Here is a 17,031-nt window from a genome sequence, read left to right as displayed (position 1 = left end):
TCGGAAGTGCTACGGGTGGTGCGCAGGGTCATGTGCGCCCCTGAGTGCACCGCTCCGCCCATCCCGCTCGGTCTATGTCAAGTGAATCGTGTGGAGGCGACGGTGAGTTCATTCGAAGGGGTGGCGAATGGTGGCGTTTCCGGGATCGCCATGGCTGGACGCGTGATCGTAGGATTACTTTGAGTGCACGAGTCCTGGGGGCGCATGCGCTGGTGGGTATGCCGGAGGCAAGTCGGTTCACCGTTCGAAGGCTGACAACCGCCGGACGAACGGCCGTATTTACCGGCATTCTGATAGGGCTTGGCGCACTCGGCGACAAGTGGTCTCAGGGATGGGGGCGTTCCAGTGGGCGGCAACAGCGGAAGCGGGACGGGCGCCGGGAGCGCCGCGCAGAGCTCCTCTCCGGCCGACAAACGCCCCAACGAGCTGCTCACCTCCTGGTTCGTGCGCAGCGGCTGGTCCAAGGGCGAGCTCGCCCGCCAGGTCAACCGCAGGGCCCGCCAGTTGGGGGCCAACCACATCTCCACCGACACCTCGCGCGTGCGCCGCTGGCTGGACGGCGAGAACCCCCGCGAACCCATCCCCAAAATCCTGTCCGAGCTGTTCTCCGAGCGGTTCGGATGCGTCGTCTCCGTCGAGGACCTCGGACTGCGCGCCGCCCGCCAGTCACCGTCCACGACCGGGGTCGACCTGCCCTGGACGGGCCCGCAGACCGTGGCCCTGCTCAGCGAGTTCTCGCGCAGCGACCTCATGCTGGCGCGGCGCGGCTTCCTCGGGAGCTCGCTGGCCCTGTCCGCGGGCCCGTCCCTCATCGAGCCCATGCAGCGCTGGCTGGTCCCCGGCCCGTCCGCCACCCCGCACCGGGAGCCCGACCCCGCCGCCTCCCGCCGCGTCGGCCGGCTCTCCAAGCCGGAGCTCGAGCTCCTCGAGTCGACGACCGTGATGTTCCGCCAGTGGGACGCCCAGTGCGGCGGCGGCCTGCGCCGCAAGGCCGTCGTCGGCCAGCTGCACGAGGTGACGGACCTCCTCCAGGAGCCCCAGCCCGAGACCACCACCCGCAAGCTGTTCAAGGTCGCCGCCGAGCTGGCCGAGCTCGCCGGTTGGATGTCGTACGACGTGGGGCTCCAGCCCACCGCGCAGAAGTACTTCGTCCTCGCCCTGCACGCGGCCAAGGAGGCCGGCGACAAACCGCTCGGCTCCTATGTCCTGTCCAGCATGAGCCGCCAGATGATCCACCTCGGGCGGCCCGAGGACGCCCTGGAGCTGATCCACCTCGCGCAGTACGGCAGCCGGGACTGCGCGAGCCCGCGCACCCAGTCGATGCTGTATGCGATGGAGGCCCGCGCCTACGCCAACATGGGCCAGCCCGGCAAGTGCAAGCGGGCGGTCCGGATGGCCGAGGACACCTTCGCCGAGGCGGACGAGTGGGACGAACCGGACCCCGACTGGATCCGCTTCTTCTCCGAGGCGGAGCTGTACGGCGAGAACTCCCACTCCTACCGCGACCTGGCCTACGTCGCCGGTCGCAGCCCCACCTACGCCTCGCTGTCCGAGCCCCTCATGCAGCGGGCGGTGGAGCTCTTCTCCGGGGACGGCGAGCACCAGCGGTCGTACGCACTCAATCTCGTCGGCATGGCCACCGTGCATCTGCTGCGGCGCGAGCCCGAGCAGAGCACCGTACTGGTGGAACAGGCCATGCACATCGCCAAGAAGGTCCGCTCCGAGCGCGTCAACACTCGTATTCGAAAGACGGTCGACACGGCCGTACGCGATTTCGGTGATCTCGCCGAGGTCGTGGATCTCACCGACAAGCTCGCCGTGGAACTCCCCGAGACCGCGGAAGCCGTCTGAATCCCCAGAACCCCGGCCGCGGCCGGCCTTCCCGAACTGCCCGACTCGGCTCCCCCATGCCAGGTCATAGGAAGGCCGACCGCGGCCGGTTTGACTCCTTGAGCGAAGGTTGCGCCACGATAACGATCGGCGCGGCCCATATCTGCCAGTTCATCGACGCGTAACACACAAGGCGTCTTCGTCACGGCGGCGAAACAACGAGGGGCTTCCACCGAAACCGCGCTGCGCGAATCTCATGGCGCATAACCGGCCCACCCCTCAATCCGCTCTGGCTTCCCGCACGGGGCCGTACCTACGACGAGGAGACGCCGATGGCACCAGCCATCACGCTCGCCGCAGACAAGCTGTCTGTGGCGAACACAGGCTTCATGTTGATCTGTTCCGCCCTGGTGCTGATCATGACCCCGGGTCTTGCCTTCTTCTACGGAGGCATGGTCCGCGTCAAGAGCACCCTCAACATGCTGATGATGAGCTTCATCAGCATGGGTATCGTCACCATCCTGTGGGTGCTGTACGGCTTCTCCATGGCGTTCGGTACGGACCACGGCTCGCTCATCGGCTGGGAGTCCGACTTCTTCGGATGGACCGGCATCGACAAGGGCGACATCTGGTCCGGGTACACGATCCCGGTCCTCGCCTTCGCCGTCTTCCAGATGATGTTCGCGATCATCACGCCCGCCCTGATAAGCGGTGCGATCGCCGACCGCGTGAAGTTCTCCGCCTGGGCGCTGTTCGTCGCGCTCTGGGCGACGGTCGTGTACTTCCCGGTCGCCCACTGGGTCTGGGGCACCGGCGGCTGGGCCTTCGAGCTCGGTGTGATCGACTTCGCCGGTGGTACCGCGGTCCACATCAACGCGGGTGCCGCGGCGCTCGGCGTGATCCTGGTCATCGGCAAGCGCGTCGGCTTCAAGCGGGACCCCATGCGCCCGCACAGCCTCCCGCTGGTCATGCTCGGTGCCGGTCTCCTGTGGTTCGGCTGGTTCGGCTTCAACGCCGGCTCGTGGCTCGGTAACGACGACGGCGTCGGCTCGCTGATGTTCGTCAACACGCAGATCGCCACCGCCGCCGCCATGCTGGCCTGGCTCATCTACGAGAAGATCCGCCACGGCGCGTTCACCACCCTCGGTGCCGCCTCCGGCGCGGTCGCCGGTCTGGTCGCCATCACCCCGTCCGGCGGCGCGATCACCCCGATCGGCGCGATCTGCATCGGCGCGATCGCCGGTGTCGCCTGCGCCGCGGCCGTCGGCCTGAAGTACCGGTTCAACTACGACGACTCCCTGGACGTCGTCGGCGTCCACATGGTCGGCGGCATCATCGGCTCCCTGCTGATCGGCTTCTTCGCCAGCGGCACGGGCCAGTCCGAGGTCAAGGGCCTCTTCTACGGCGGCAACGCGGACCAGCTCTGGAAGCAGTGCGCCGGTGTCTTCGCGGTCCTCGCCTACTCCCTGATCGCCTCCGCCATCCTCGCCTTCCTGCTGGACAAGACGATCGGCATGCGGGTCGACGAGGACGAGGAGATCTCGGGCATCGACCAGGCCGAGCACGCCGAGACCGCATACGACTTCAGCGGCGCCGGCGGTGGCTACGACCGCAGCGCCGTGCCGACCCCGCCCGCCTCCGAGTCCAAGAAGGTGGACGCATGAAGCTCATCACCGCCGTCGTGAAGCCCCACCGGCTCGACGAGATCAAGGAAGCCCTCCAGGCATTCGGCGTCCACGGCCTGACGGTCACCGAGGCGAGCGGTTACGGTCGTCAGCGGGGCCACACCGAGGTCTACCGCGGTGCCGAGTACACCGTGGACCTGGTCCCGAAGATCCGTATCGAGGTCCTCGCCGAGGACGACGACGCCGAACAGCTGATCGACGTCATCGTCAAGGCGGCCCGCACCGGCAAGATCGGTGACGGCAAGGTCTGGTCCCTGCCGGTCGAGACCGCCGTACGGGTCCGGACGGGCGAGCGCGGCCCGGACGCGCTCTGACCGAAGAACAGAACAGGAGCTGCTGGGTGACGAGCACGAACGTGCGCAAGGATGCAGAGGACTCGGGACCCAGCGGCTACGCGGCGGCCCGGCTGCGCCTCCTCCAGGAGGGGGCGCGGTCCGGGCCGCCGCGCCGTTCCGCCCTCGCCGAACTGACCGACGACTGGCTCTCCGGGCTGTTCACCGCGGGCGCCGAGCAGCTGCGCGGAGTCTCCCTGATCGCCGTCGGCGGCTACGGCCGCGGCGAGCTGTCGCCCCGCAGCGACCTGGACCTGGTCCTGCTGCACGACGGCAGCGACTCGGACGCGGTCGCCGCCCTGGCCGACCGCATCTGGTACCCCGTGTGGGACCTGGGCCTCGCCCTCGACCACTCCGTGCGCACGCCTGCCGAGGCCCGCAAGACGGCCGCGGAGGACCTGAAGGTCCAGCTCGGCCTCCTGGACGCCCGCCACATCGCCGGTGACCTGGGCCTGACGGCGGGATTGCGTACGACCGTCCTCGCCGACTGGCGCAACCAGGCCCCCAAGCGCCTCCCCGAGCTTCAGGAACTGTGCGCCGAGCGCGCCGAGCGCCAGGGTGAGCTGCAGTACCTGCTGGAACCCGATCTCAAGGAGGCCCGCGGAGGTCTCCGGGACGCCACCGCCCTGCGCGCCGTCGCCGCCTCCTGGCTGGCCGACGCCCCGCGCGAGGGCCTCGACGACGCCCGGCGCCGGCTGCTCGACGTCCGGGACGCCCTGCACCTGACCACGGGCCGCGCGACCGACCGGCTCGCGCTCCAGGAACAGGACCAGGTCGCCGCCGAACTCGGCCTGCTCGACGCCGACACCCTGCTGCGGCAGGTCTACGAGGCCGCCCGGGTCATCTCGTACGCCAGTGACGTCACCTGGCGCGAGGTGGGGCGCGTCCTCAGGTCGCGTGCCGTACGGCCACGGCTGCGCGCCATGCTCGGGGGCGGCAAGCCGGTCGCCGAGAGGTCACCTCTGGCGGAGGGGGTCGTCGAGCAGGACGGCGAGGTGGTGCTCGCCCGTGCCGCGCGCCCCGACCGGGACCCCGTGCTCCCGCTGCGTGCCGCGGCCGCCGCCGCCCAGGCCGGACTCCCGCTCTCCCTGCACGCCGTGCGGCGCATGGCAGCGGGCGCGCGCCCCCTGCCCACGCCCTGGCCCGCCGAGGCCCGCGAACAGCTGGTCACGCTGCTCGGTTCCGGCCGCCCGACGGTCGACGTCTGGGAGGCGCTGGAGGCGGAAGGCCTGATCACCCAGTTGCTGCCCGACTGGGAGCGGGTGCGGTGCCGTCCGCAGCGCAACGCCGTGCACATCTGGACCGTCGACCGGCACCTGATCGAGACGGCCGTGCGCGCCTCGGAGTTCACCCGGCGCGTCCACCGCCCCGACCTGCTGCTCGTCGCCGCGCTGCTGCACGACATCGGCAAGGGCTGGCCCGGCGACCACTCCGTGGCCGGCGAGATCATCGCGAAGGACGTCGCCGCGCGCATCGGCTTCGACCGCGACGACGTCGCCGTACTCGCGGCTCTCGTACGGCACCACCTGCTGCTCGTGGACACCGCCACCCGGCGTGACCTGGAGGACCCGGCCACCGTGCGCTCCGTCGCCGACGCGGTCGGGTCGCAGGGCACGCTGGAGCTGCTGCACGCGCTGACCGAGGCGGACGCCCTGGCCACTGGGCCGGCCGCCTGGTCGTCCTGGCGGGGCTCGCTCGTCGCCGACCTGGTCAAGCGGGTGGCCGCGGTGCTCGCCGGGGACGACCTCGACGAGCCCGAGGCCGCCGCGCCCACCGCCGAGCAGGAGCGGCTCGCCATCGAGGCGGTCGCGACGGGCGGCCCGGTGCTGTCCCTGCGCGCACAGACCGAACCGCCCGTGGACGCCCAGCCCTCGGCCGACCCGGAACCGCTCGGCGTGGAACTCGTGATCGCCGTACCGGACCAGCCGGGTGTGCTGCCCGCGGTCGCCGGAGTCCTGGCCGTGCACCGGCTGACCGTCCGCACCGCGGAGCTGAGCGCCCAGGACCTGCCCGACGGTGTCGAAGGTTCCGTGCTCCTGCTGAACTGGCGGGTCGCCGCCCAGTACGGCTCTCTGCCCCAGGCGGCCCGGCTGCGCGCCGATCTCGTACGGGCACTGGACGGGTCGCTGGACGTCGCCGGGCGCCTCGCCGAGCGCGACGCCGCCTATCCGAGGCGCCGGGGTGTCGTCGCGCCCGCCGCGCGCGTGACGGTCGCTTCGGCGGCCTCCCGGCACGCCACGGTGATCGAGGTGCGGGCCCAGGACGCCCCGGGACTGCTGTTCCGCATCGGACGCGCGCTGGAGGACGCCGGGGTACGGATGCGCAGCGCACATGTGTCGACGCTGGGCGCCAACGCGGTGGACGCCTTCTACGTCACCGACGGCAAGGGCGCCCCGCTCGGGGCCGGCGAAGCGGCTTCCGTGGCCCGGAAGCTGGAGGAGACCCTGCGGGGCTGACCGGGGGATCCCGGCCACGTGTGTCGCCGGGATACCCTGGAGGGCGATTCCCAGCTGCCACCGACCCCGAGGACCGCGAGCGCCGTGTTCGATACTCTTTCCGATCGCCTCTCAGCGACTTTCAAGAACCTGCGCGGCAAGGGACGGCTCTCCGAGGCGGACATCGACGCCACCGCGCGGGAGATCCGTATCGCGCTCCTCGAGGCGGACGTGGCCCTGCCGGTCGTCCGGTCGTTCATCAAGAACGTCAAGGAGCGGGCCCTCGGTGCCGATGTCTCCCGGGCGCTGAACCCCGCCCAGCAGGTCCTGAAGATCGTGAACGAGGAACTCGTCACGATCCTCGGCGGCGAGACCCGGCGTCTGCGGTTCGCCAAGAACCCGCCCACCGTGATCATGCTGGCGGGTCTCCAGGGTGCCGGTAAGACCACCCTCGCGGGCAAGCTCGGCCGGTGGCTGAAGGAGCAGGGCCACTCGCCGCTGCTCGTCGCCGCCGACCTCCAGCGCCCCAACGCCGTCAACCAGTTGAGCGTCGTCGCCGAGCGCGCCGGGGTCGCGGTCTACGCCCCCGAGCCGGGCAACGGCGTCGGTGACCCGGTCAAGGTCGCCAAGGACTCCATCGAGCACGCCAAGGCGAAGGTCCACGACATCGTGATCGTGGACACCGCCGGCCGTCTGGGTATCGACCAGGAGCTGATGCAGCAGGCCGCGGACATCCGCGACGCCGTCTCTCCGGACGAGATCCTCTTCGTCGTCGACGCGATGATCGGTCAGGACGCCGTGAACACGGCCGAGTCCTTCCGTGACGGCGTCGGCTTCGACGGTGTGGTGCTCTCCAAGCTCGACGGTGACGCCCGCGGTGGCGCCGCCCTGTCGATCCGGCAGATCACCGGCAAGCCGATCATGTTCGCGTCGAACGGCGAGAAGCTCGAGGACTTCGACGCCTTCCACCCTGACCGGATGGCCTCCCGCATCCTCGACATGGGTGACCTGCTCACCCTGATCGAGCAGGCGGAGAAGACGTTCAGCCAGGAAGAGGCCGAGAAGATGGCCTCCAAGCTGGCGTCCAAGAAGGGCGAGGACTTCACCCTCGACGACTTCCTGGCCCAGATGGAACAGGTCCGGAAGATGGGCAGCATCTCCAAGCTGCTCGGCATGCTCCCCGGCATGGGCCAGATCAAGGACCAGATCAACAACCTCGACGAGCGTGACGTCGACCGCACCGCCGCCATCATCAAGTCGATGACCCCGGCCGAGCGCGCCGACGCCACGATCATCAACGGCTCGCGCCGCGCCCGTATCGCCAAGGGTTCCGGCGTCGAGGTCAGCGCGGTCAAGAACCTCGTCGAGCGGTTCTTCGAGGCCCGCAAGATGATGTCCCGCATGGCTCAGGGCGGCGGGATGCCGGGGATGCCCGGGATTCCGGGCATGGGCGGCGGTCCCGGCCGCGCCAAGAAGCAGCCGAAGAAGGCCAAGGGCAAGCAGCGCTCCGGCAACCCGATGAAGCGCAAGCAGCAGGAGGCCGAGGAGGCCGCGCGCAAGGCCGCCCAGGGCGGCAACGCCTTCGGGGTGCCCGGCCAGCAGGCCCCGCAGGACTTCGAACTGCCCGACGAGTTCAAGAAGTTCATGGGCTGAGTGCGTCGCCGCGTGTACCGGCCGGCGACCGGCTCCGCGGTGACCATGACCTTGTGCAGGGTCAGGTCCTCCCGGAGCTGGTCGGCCGCTCGGTGAGACCGACGGCTAGGGCACGCGGGCGACCAGGTACCGGAAGACGTTCGGCATCCACACCGTGCCGTCCCGGCGCTGATACGGATGCAGGGCCTCCGTCACCTCCTTGTCCACCTGTGCCTGGTCGGTCGCCTCGATGGCCGCGTCGAAGAGCCCGGTCGACAGCAGCCCCTTGAGCGCGCTGCCGAGGTCGGCGTACCCGAAGGGGCAGGAGACCCGCCCCGAGCCGTCGGGCCTCAAGCCGGCCCGCTGCGCGACCTCCTCCAGATCGTCGCGCCGGGCCGGGCGCCAACTGCCCGTGCCGCGCAGCGGATCCGCCAGCTTGGTGGCCACCCGCAGCACGGCCGACGTGGCGCACCGCTCCGGTGGACCCCAGCCGACGAGCGCCACGGGCGCTCCCCGCTCGGCGAGCGGTGTCGCCGAGGCGAGAAGGTCACCGAGCCCCTCCGAGTCGCCCGCGAGACACCCGATCGGCTCGAAGGCGGTCACCAGGGTGTACGGGCCGGTTCCGGCGTCGGCGGCGCCCCCGGGCGCTCCCTCGACGAGCCGGGCGCCGGCACCCGCGCGCGTGCCCCACGCCTCCGGCACCAGCCGCTCCCGCGCGAGCGCCAGGCGTTCGGGGGAGGAGGGCTCGACACCGGCGACCGCGGCGCCTCTGGAGGCCGCCAACAGCAGGGCGAGCCCGCTGCCGCAGCCAAGGCCCAACAGCCGCGTCGCGGGGCCCACTTCCAGTCGCTCGTAGACGGCCTCGTACAGCGGAACCAGCATCCGCTCCTGGATCTCGGACCAGTCACGCGCGCGTGCACCGCGGTCCCGACGGGATGTCTCTCCTGTCGAAGGCAGGTGCTGCCGCACGAGCGTAGATGTCATGGATAAGCGCCCCAATCCGCCGAGAGTTGACTTGGTGCCCGATTCCGTAGCCCCGTGATGTGCGCTCGCAGTTCCCCCGTAGGCCAGGTAACTCCGCACTCGACCGCGCGTCCAGAGGCAGAAGGCCCCGCTTGCGGGTTGGCATGTGCCGGGGAAAAGAATTCACATCCCGGCAATGTGCGCCCGTACCATCGCGCCATGGCAAAGGCACCTGTTCTCACACCCCGGACGGACGACTTCCCGCGCTGGTACCAGGATCTGGTCACCAAGGCAGAACTGGCCGACAACGGCCCGGTGCGCGGCACCATGGTCATCCGACCGTACGGGTACGGGCTGTGGGAGCGGATGCAGGCCGAGATGGACGCCCGCATCAAGGAGACGGGCACGCAGAACGCGTACTTCCCGCTGCTGATCCCGCAGTCGTACCTCGCCCGCGAGGCCGACCACGTCGAGGGCTTCGCGCCCGAACTCGCGGTCGTCACCCACGGCGGCGGCAAGGAGCTGGAGGAGCCCGCGGTCGTCCGCCCCACCTCCGAGATGATCATCAACGACTACTTCTCGAAGTGGGTGCAGAGCTACCGCGACCTGCCCCTGCTGATCAACCAGTGGGCGAACGTGGTGCGTTGGGAACTCCGGCCCCGGCTCTTCCTGCGGACGACGGAGTTCCTGTGGCAGGAGGGCCACACCGCGCACGCGACCGAACAGGACGCGCGCGCGTTCGCCTCACGCATCCACCGGCAGGTCTACGAGGACTTCATGACCAACGTCCTCGCCATGGACGTCGTCCCCGGCCGCAAGACCGTCAGGGAGCGCTTCGCGGGCGCCATCAACACCCTCACGCTCGAAGGCATGATGGGCGACGGCAAGGCCCTCCAGATGGCCACCAGTCACGAGCTGGGCCAGAACTTCGCCAAGGCCTTCAACACCTCGTACCTGTCGAAGGAGGGCACCCAGGAACTCGTCTGGCAGACCTCCTGGGGCTCCACCACCCGCATGATCGGCGCCCTGGTGATGATGCACGGCGACGACAACGGCCTGCGCGTCCCGCCGCGGCTGGCGCAGACCCAGGTCGTCGTCCTCGCGATCAAGGGCGACGAGCCGGTTCTGGCCAAGGTCCGCGAGATCGGCGACCGGCTGAAGGCGGCGGGGCTGCGCGTCCACGTCGACGACCGCACCGACACCCCCTTCGGCCGCCGCGCGGTCGACTGGGAGCTCAAGGGCGTGCCGGTCCGCGTCGAGGTCGGGCCCCGTGACCTGGAGAGCGGCACCGCGATGGTGGCCCGCCGTATTCCGGGCGGCAAGGAGGCGGTCGCCGTCGACGATCTCGTACGCCTGCTCCCCGCCGCCCTGGAGGAGGACCAGGCGCTGCTGCTGGCCCAGTCCCGCGAGCGCCGCGAGTGCCGGACGACCGACGTGTCGACGTTCGACGAGGCCGTCGAGGCCGCTGTCGCCGGCGGCTGGGCGCGGATCCCGTGGGCCACTCTCGGCGAAGAAGGCGAGGCCAGGCTGGCCGGGCACGCCGTGACCGTACGGTGTCTGGTCGCTGAGGACGGGTCGGTGCCGGGAACCGATGACGCCCCCGGTAACGTCGCAGTGGTCGCGCGCGCTTACTGAGGCAGCGCCCTTCCGGTGCGAGAGCGACCGAAACGCCTCTTGCGCACCTGCGGATCACAACCGCACCGGCGCGTGGACACGATCTACGCGCCGGGGCGTACCTCACACTACGTACCGGCTTGATACGAGCTGTGAGGCTTCTCCGCAGATCAGCGCACCCGCCCTCGTCTCCACGCATCAGCGGCAACTGACGGGTACGTGCAAATTATTTGGGATGCCCCGGAATAGGAACACAGGGGCACTCTGGCTCGTTGTCATTACGTGAGCACGACACAGACACCACCAGTTCTCGCCGCAGAGCTGGCAGAGGCGTGGGCCGACATTCAGCGGTACCACCCCGAACTGCCGGACCTTGCCGCGCCAGAGTCCCTGATCGGGGAGTCGTCGTCCGCGTGCGGTCACGAGCTCTCCTTCGAGCGACTGCTTCATGAGGCAGTCCACGGCATCGCCGCCGCGCGAGGCATTCGCGACACCTCCCGCGCCGGCCGCTACCACAACCGCAGATTCCTCGCGATCGCCGAGGAGATGGGCCTGGACCACCCCGAGGAGCCGCACCCGAGCAGCGGCTTCTCACTGGTCACGCTCACCCCCGAGGCAAAGCGCCGCTACCGCCCGACCATCGAGCGGCTCCAGCGCGCCCTCAAGGCCCACACGGCGGCGACCTCCGCCGACACCGCCCGCTCCTTCCGGGGTCCGGCGGCGCGTCACGGCTCCTCCGGAGGCGGGGTCCGGGTCAAGGCGGTCTGCGACTGCGGCCGCAATGTGCGGGTCGTCCCCTCCGTCCTGGCCCAGGCGCCGATCGTCTGCGGGGGCTGCGGGAAGCCGTTCCGTATTCCCGAGATCGTCGGCGCGGCGAGCTGAGATCGCGGCTGCTCGTGGCAGTCGCGGTCCTGCCCGGGGGCACCTGGAGTGCCGGGTGCCCCTCGGGCATGCTCGTGCGCGGCCTCGGTCCGAGGAGAGCCCCGGGGTGTGGCACAATGGCTAGCTGTACTCGACAGCCGCACAGGAACCCTCTCGCCTCCGGCTGACGCGTCCATCGGGCACTCGGGTACCGCAACCCCACGCGGCAGTCTCGCCGTGCCCAACCACGTCAAATCCAGGAGAACCAACTCCCGTGGCAGTCAAGATCAAGCTGAAGCGTCTGGGCAAGATCCGTGCGCCTCACTACCGCATCGTCGTCGCCGACTCCCGCACCCGTCGTGACGGTCGTGCGATCGAGGAGATCGGTCTGTACCACCCGGTGCAGAACCCCTCGCGCATCGAGGTCGACTCGGAGCGCGCGCAGTACTGGCTGGGTGTCGGCGCGCAGCCGACCGAGCCCGTGCTCGCCATCCTGAAGAAGACCGGCGACTGGCAGAAGTTCAAGGGCGAGCCCGCCCCGGCTCCGCTGCTCCAGCCGGCCGAGAAGGCCGCGCGTCCCTCGTTCGAGGCCCTCGGTGGCGACGACGAGGGCAAGGGTGAGGCCATCACCCAGAAGAAGAAGGCTGAGAAGAAGGACGAGGCTGCGGCTGAGTCCGAGTCGACCGAGGCCTGAGCATGCTCGAGGAGGCTCTCGAGCACCTCGTGAAGGGCATCGTCGACAACCCCGACGATGTGCAGGTCGCCTCGCGCACCCTGCGCCGCGGGCGCGTGCTTGAGGTCCGGGTCCACCCCGACGACCTCGGCAAGGTGATCGGCCGCAACGGCCGCACCGCACGCGCCCTGCGTACCGTTGTGGGCGCCATCGGCGGCCGTGGTGTCCGCGTCGACCTCGTCGACGTCGACCACGTCCGCTGACGTCAAACGCAGCACCGGCTCGGGCCGGGGAGGGCCATCGGGCCGTCCCCGGCCCGTAGTCGTTACGGGCCCTACGACAGGAGATCTTCCGAAGTGCAGCTCGTAGTCGCACGGATCGGCCGCGCCCACGGCATCAAGGGCGAGGTCACCGTCGAGGTCCGTACCGACGAGCCGGAACTCCGGCTCGCACCCGGCGCCGTACTGGCGACCGATCCGGCCGCCACCGGCCCGCTCACCATCGAGACGGGCCGTGTCCACAGCGGCCGCCTCCTGCTGCGTTTCGAGGGCGTCCGCGACCGGACCGCCGCCGAGGCGCTGCGCAACACCCTTCTGATCGCCGAGGTCGATCCGGAGGAGCTGCCCGAGGAGGAGGACGAGTACTACGACCACCAGCTCATGGACCTCGACGTCGTGACCGAGGACGGCGTGGAGGTGGGCCGGATCACCGAGATCTCGCACCTGCCCTCCCAGGACCTCTTCATCGTGGAGCGGCCGGACGGCAGCGAGGTGATGATCCCGTTCGTGGAGGAGATCGTCGCCGAGATCGACCTGGCGGAGCAGAAGGCGGTCATCACCCCGCCGCCCGGGCTGATCGACGACCAGGCAGTCGGCGACGAAGTCGCTGATGGGCCCAGCGTGTCCTCGCGGGGAGAGTCGTAGAAGATGCGCCTCGACGTCGTCACGATCTTCCCCGAGTACCTCGACCCCCTGAACGTCTCCCTGGTCGGCAAGGCACGCGCGCGTGGGCAGCTGGACGTGCACGTCCACGATCTGCGCGAGTGGACGTACGACCGCCACAACACCGTCGACGACACCCCGTACGGCGGCGGCCCGGGCATGGTCATGAAGACCGATCCCTGGGGGGACGCGCTGGACGCCGTGCTGGCGGACGGCTACGAGACGGGCTCCCACGCGCCCGCCCTCATCGTCCCCACCCCGAGCGGCCGCCCCTTCACCCAGGAACTCGCCGTCGAGCTCTCCGAGCGGCCCTGGCTGATCTTCACGCCCGCGCGCTATGAGGGCATCGACCGGCGGGTGATCGACGAGTACGCCACGAGGATGCCGGTTCACGAGGTGTCCATCGGCGACTACGTCCTCGCCGGCGGCGAAGCGGCCGTACTGGTGGTCACCGAGGCGGTGGCCCGGCTGCTGCCCGGCGTCCTCGGCAACGCCGAGTCGCACCGGGACGACTCCTTCGCGCCCGGAGCCATGGCGAACCTGCTCGAAGGGCCCGTCTACACCAAGCCGCCCGAGTGGCGCGGCCGCGGCATCCCGGACGTCCTGCTCAGCGGCCACCACGGCAAGATCGCCCGCTGGCGCCGGGACGAGGCGCTCCGGCGTACGGCCGCCAACCGGCCCGACCTCATCGAGCGCTGTGACCCGGCGGCCTTCAACAAGAAGGACCGCGAGATGCTCTCCATCCTGGGCTGGGCGCCGGGCCCGGCGGGGGAGCCGTACGGCCGATTTTGGCGCAGGCCGGAAGGCGTGGAAGAATAGGCCGCTGTTGTGCGTCGTCCGGCGCGCGCCCCTGCCACAGGGGGACACGACGCCCGCCCCGACACGGACAGCCTCCTCACGAAACCTAGCTACCGCCGATGACCTGTGGCATGGGCGAAGAAAGCAGACAAAATGTCTCACCTGCTCGACACCGTCGACTCCGCGTCGCTGCGCAGCGACATCCCGGCCTTCCGCCCGGGTGACACCGTCAACGTCCACGTCCGCGTCATCGAGGGCAACCGCTCCCGTGTGCAGCAGTTCAAGGGCGTAGTCATCCGTCGCCAGGGCGCCGGTGTCCGTGAGACCTTCACGGTCCGCAAGGTCTCGTTCTCCGTCGGCGTCGAGCGCACCTTCCCGGTGCACACCCCGATCGTCGAGAAGATCGAGCTCGTCACCCGCGGTGACGTGCGTCGCGCGAAGCTGTACTACCTGCGTGAGCTCCGCGGCAAGGCCGCGAAGATCAAGGAGAAGCGCGACAACTGAGCGCCTTTCGGACGTCACAGCGGGGCCGGATAGCATCTGGCTCCGATGGACACCGAAGCACAGCCGACGGAGCGCGACCGCTCCTCCCGCCCCGAACCGGGGGCCGTGGAGGGACGGTCGCGTTTCGCGTTGGTGGCGAGAATCACCCAGTGGCTGCCCGGCGGCCGGATCTCCCTGACCCTGCTGCTCTGCCTGGTCCTTCTTTTGCTGATCAGTACGTTCGTGGTCAGACCTTTCCAGATTCCTAGCGGATCCATGGAAAACGGATTGAGGATCGGGGACCGCGTTCTCGTAAATAGGTTGGCGTACCGTTTCGGTGCCGAGCCGCGGCGGGGAGATGTGGTCGTGTTCGACGGAACCGGGTATTTCGGGGACGGGGACTACATCAAGCGGGTTGTGGGTGTGGGTGGAGACCATGTGGTCTGCTGCGACAAGAAGGGGAGGATCGAGGTGAACGGCCGGTCGGTCGACGAGTCGGGCTTCCTGTACCCCGGCGACAGCCCCTCCTCGGTGCCCTTCGACGTCGAGGTTCCCGACGACGCCCTGTTCGTCCTCGGCGACCACCGCAGCGTCTCCAGCGATTCCCGGGACCATCTGGGCTCACCGGGCGGCGGCATGATCCCCGTGGACGACGTCCTCGGGCGGGCCGACTGGATCATCTGGCCCGCCGGCCACGCCACCCGCCTGCCCCGTTCCGCCGCCTACGCGCGCGTGCCCGCAGCGGAGGGCGCGCATGGGTAACCGCGGGAAACCGCGCGGTGTGTCGAGCACCGCCGCCGACAATCTGCTGCCCACCGGCGTGAGGCGTTCCGCCAGCCCCGCGGGCGGCCGCTCGCGCGCGGAGCGACGCAAGCTCCAGCGCAAGGTCAAGCGGCGCAGAAGGCGCGGAGCGGTCAAGGAGATACCCCTCCTGGTCGGCGTGGCCGTCCTGATCGCCCTGGTCCTCAAGACATTTCTCGTCCAGGCGTTCGTCATCCCGTCCGGCTCCATGGAGCAGACGATCCAGATCGGCGACCGCGTCCTGGTCGACAAGTTCACCCCGTGGTTCGGCTCGGAGCCGAAGCGCGGGGACGTCGTCGTCTTCAAGGACCCCGGCGGCTGGCTCCAGGACGAGCAGACCACGACGAAGAAGGACGACCCCGTCGTCGTCAAGCAGGTCAAGGAAGGGCTCACCTTCATCGGTCTGCTGCCGTCCGACAACGAGAAAGACCTGATCAAGCGGGTCGTCGGGGTCGGCGGCGACCGCGTCAAGTGCTGTGACCCGCAGGGCCGCATCACCGTCAACGGCGTCCCCCTGAGCGAGAGCGACTACCTGTATCCCGGGAACGCCCCGTCCACCCAGCAGTTCGACATCACCGTCCCCCAGGGGCGGCTGTGGGTGATGGGGGACCACCGCGCCAACTCCGCGGACTCCCGCTCGCACCAGGACACCGACTACGGCGGCACCGTGTCCCTGGACTCGGTGGTGGGGCGGGCCAGGGTCATCGCATGGCCTTTCGGCCACTGGAACATGCTGGACGAACCGAAAACTTACTCTTCCATTGCCGACTCGGCGTCCGGGGCGACCGCAGCTTCCCAGGCGTCGCTTAGGGTTGCTCCCGAGGATCCGAACGAAGCGATCCAACTCCCGAGCCCTGCGGAACTCCCGCTCGTTATGGGAGTGGTGGGCCTGCGCCGTACTTGGGGCAGGCGGCGGCACAGAGTAAGGAGTTGGCGTGGGGGATGTGGCGGTTGGCGCACGGTCCGGGCACGACGGCGAGGAGCACCGCGGACGCCCCGTGGAAGCAGCCGACCCGGCCGCGGACAGCGCCGTGACCTCCGGGAGTGACTCCGGGGCGACCGAGGACGGTACGGCGACGGAGGTCAGGGGAGGGGGGCCCGGCGATTCGGCCCCCGGGGTGAAGAAGCAGCGCTCCTTCTGGAAGGAGCTACCCATCCTGATCGGCATCGCGCTGGTGCTGGCGCTGCTGATCAAGACGTTCCTGGTGCAGGCCTTCTCGATTCCCTCCGACTCGATGCAGAACACCCTCCAGCAGGGTGACCGCGTGCTGGTCGACAAGCTCACCCCGTGGTTCGGCTCGGAGCCCGAGCGCGGCGAGGTCGTCGTCTTCCACGACCCCGACAGCTGGCTGGCGGGCGAGCCCACGGCCGACCCGAACGCCGTACAGACGTTCCTGTCCTGGATCGGTCTGATGCCCTCCGCGGAGGAGAAGGACCTCATCAAGCGCGTCATCGGCGTGGGCGGTGACACGGTCTCCTGCTCGGGCACCGGCCCGCTGAAGGTCAACGGCAAGGCGCTGGACGAGGCGTCGTACGTCTACGCCGGCAACACCCCCTGCAGCCAGGACGACCAGGGCGGCCAGTTCACCGTGAAGGTCCCCAAGGGCTACATCTGGGTGATGGGCGACCACCGGCAGAACTCCCGTGACTCGCGCTACAACCAGTCGGACAAGCACCACGGCATGGTCCCGGTCGACGACGTCGTGGGCCGCGCCATCGTCAAGGCCTGGCCGATCAACCGCTGGGGCACGCTGCCGAAGCCGGACACCTTCGACCAGGCCGGCATCAACGACAAGTCGTCGGCCTCCGCCGCCCTGACGGTCGCGCCGCAGGGGATCGCCCTCGTCGGTGTGGTGCCGGTGGCGCTGTGGCGGCGCAGGAAGGCCGCCGTCGAGCGGACCCGCTGAGCACCGCCCGGCCGACCGGGCTGGCACCGGACTGCCACGGGCCTGGTGAAAGCTTTGCGGAGCTTGGCGCTCCGGC

16 protein-coding genes are annotated in these 17,031 nt (G+C 69.9%); 15 read left to right on the top strand and 1 reads right to left on the bottom strand.

Going from position 1 to position 17,031, the window contains the following annotated elements:
• Positions 1–345: 345 nt before the first annotated feature.
• The 5 genes from ABZT02_RS30045 to ffh all read left to right on the top strand — a co-directional run bounded on the left by ABZT02_RS30045 (position 346) and on the right by ffh (position 7,935).
• Positions 346–1,851, top strand: a complete 1,506-nt coding sequence (locus ABZT02_RS30045) for a hypothetical protein (RefSeq protein WP_356022900.1) — start codon at positions 346–348, stop codon at positions 1,849–1,851.
• 311 nt (positions 1,852–2,162) lie between these two features.
• On the top strand, positions 2,163–3,494 hold the full coding sequence (locus tag ABZT02_RS30040) for an ammonium transporter (RefSeq protein ID WP_356022898.1): 1,332 nt from the start codon (positions 2,163–2,165) through the stop codon (positions 3,492–3,494).
• Positions 3,491–3,829, top strand: coding sequence for a P-II family nitrogen regulator (locus tag ABZT02_RS30035; RefSeq protein WP_003997576.1), 339 nt, complete (start codon positions 3,491–3,493; stop codon positions 3,827–3,829). Before ABZT02_RS30040 ends, ABZT02_RS30035 begins: the two co-directional genes overlap by 4 nt.
• Positions 3,830–3,855: 26 nt before the next feature.
• Positions 3,856–6,303, top strand: a complete 2,448-nt coding sequence (locus tag ABZT02_RS30030) for a [protein-PII] uridylyltransferase (RefSeq protein WP_356022895.1) — start codon at positions 3,856–3,858, stop codon at positions 6,301–6,303.
• A gap of 84 nt (positions 6,304–6,387) precedes the next feature.
• Positions 6,388–7,935, top strand: a complete 1,548-nt coding sequence (ffh, locus tag ABZT02_RS30025) for a signal recognition particle protein (protein ID WP_356022893.1) — start codon at positions 6,388–6,390, stop codon at positions 7,933–7,935.
• Between the two features lie 105 nt (positions 7,936–8,040).
• Here ffh and ABZT02_RS30020 read toward each other — a convergent pair whose 3' ends face one another.
• On the bottom strand, positions 8,041–8,898 hold the full coding sequence (locus tag ABZT02_RS30020; protein ID WP_356022890.1) for an SAM-dependent methyltransferase: 858 nt from the start codon (positions 8,896–8,898) through the stop codon (positions 8,041–8,043).
• Between the two features lie 198 nt (positions 8,899–9,096).
• Here ABZT02_RS30020 and proS point away from each other — a divergent pair, with 198 nt between their 5' ends.
• The 10 genes from proS to lepB (ABZT02_RS29970) all read left to right on the top strand — a co-directional run bounded on the left by proS (position 9,097) and on the right by lepB (ABZT02_RS29970) (position 16,955).
• A complete protein-coding gene (gene proS, locus ABZT02_RS30015; protein WP_356022888.1) occupies positions 9,097–10,512 on the top strand; it encodes a proline--tRNA ligase in 1,416 nt (471 codons plus the stop codon).
• A 261-nt stretch (positions 10,513–10,773) separates the two neighbouring features.
• Positions 10,774–11,373, top strand: a complete 600-nt coding sequence (locus ABZT02_RS30010; protein WP_356022885.1) for a hypothetical protein — start codon at positions 10,774–10,776, stop codon at positions 11,371–11,373.
• Between the two features lie 253 nt (positions 11,374–11,626).
• On the top strand, positions 11,627–12,046 hold the full coding sequence (gene rpsP, locus ABZT02_RS30005) for a 30S ribosomal protein S16 (protein WP_356022882.1): 420 nt from the start codon (positions 11,627–11,629) through the stop codon (positions 12,044–12,046).
• Between the two features lie 2 nt (positions 12,047–12,048).
• Positions 12,049–12,288 (top strand): RNA-binding protein, encoded by a 240-nt coding sequence (locus ABZT02_RS30000; RefSeq protein WP_007384965.1) that lies wholly within the window; start codon positions 12,049–12,051, stop codon positions 12,286–12,288.
• A gap of 93 nt (positions 12,289–12,381) precedes the next feature.
• The gene (rimM, locus tag ABZT02_RS29995; RefSeq protein WP_356022880.1) at positions 12,382–12,948 is read left to right on the top strand and encodes a ribosome maturation factor RimM; all 567 of its coding nucleotides are present in this window, start codon (positions 12,382–12,384) and stop codon (positions 12,946–12,948) included.
• 3 nt (positions 12,949–12,951) lie between these two features.
• Positions 12,952–13,785, top strand: a complete 834-nt coding sequence (gene trmD, locus ABZT02_RS29990) for a tRNA (guanosine(37)-N1)-methyltransferase TrmD (RefSeq protein WP_356022877.1) — start codon at positions 12,952–12,954, stop codon at positions 13,783–13,785.
• 132 nt (positions 13,786–13,917) lie between these two features.
• A complete protein-coding gene (gene rplS, locus ABZT02_RS29985) occupies positions 13,918–14,268 on the top strand; it encodes a 50S ribosomal protein L19 (RefSeq protein WP_030797849.1) in 351 nt (116 codons plus the stop codon).
• A gap of 45 nt (positions 14,269–14,313) precedes the next feature.
• Positions 14,314–15,009, top strand: coding sequence for a signal peptidase I (gene lepB / locus ABZT02_RS29980; RefSeq protein ID WP_356022874.1), 696 nt, complete (start codon positions 14,314–14,316; stop codon positions 15,007–15,009).
• On the top strand, positions 15,002–16,096 hold the full coding sequence (gene lepB / locus ABZT02_RS29975) for a signal peptidase I (RefSeq protein WP_356022872.1): 1,095 nt from the start codon (positions 15,002–15,004) through the stop codon (positions 16,094–16,096). The genes lepB (ABZT02_RS29980) and lepB (ABZT02_RS29975) overlap by 8 nt, the downstream gene beginning before the upstream one ends.
• Entirely contained in the window at positions 15,984–16,955 is a 972-nt protein-coding gene (gene lepB / locus ABZT02_RS29970; protein ID WP_356022870.1) for a signal peptidase I, read from the top strand. The genes lepB (ABZT02_RS29975) and lepB (ABZT02_RS29970) overlap by 113 nt, the downstream gene beginning before the upstream one ends.
• Positions 16,956–17,031: the final 76 nt, after the last annotated feature.

Source organism: Streptomyces sp. NPDC005402, assembly GCF_040606575.1.
Taxonomy (GTDB): domain Bacteria; phylum Actinomycetota; class Actinomycetes; order Streptomycetales; family Streptomycetaceae; genus Streptomyces.
Note: the sequence above shows the minus strand (reverse complement) of the source record. Positions and strands in the feature narration are given on the sequence as shown.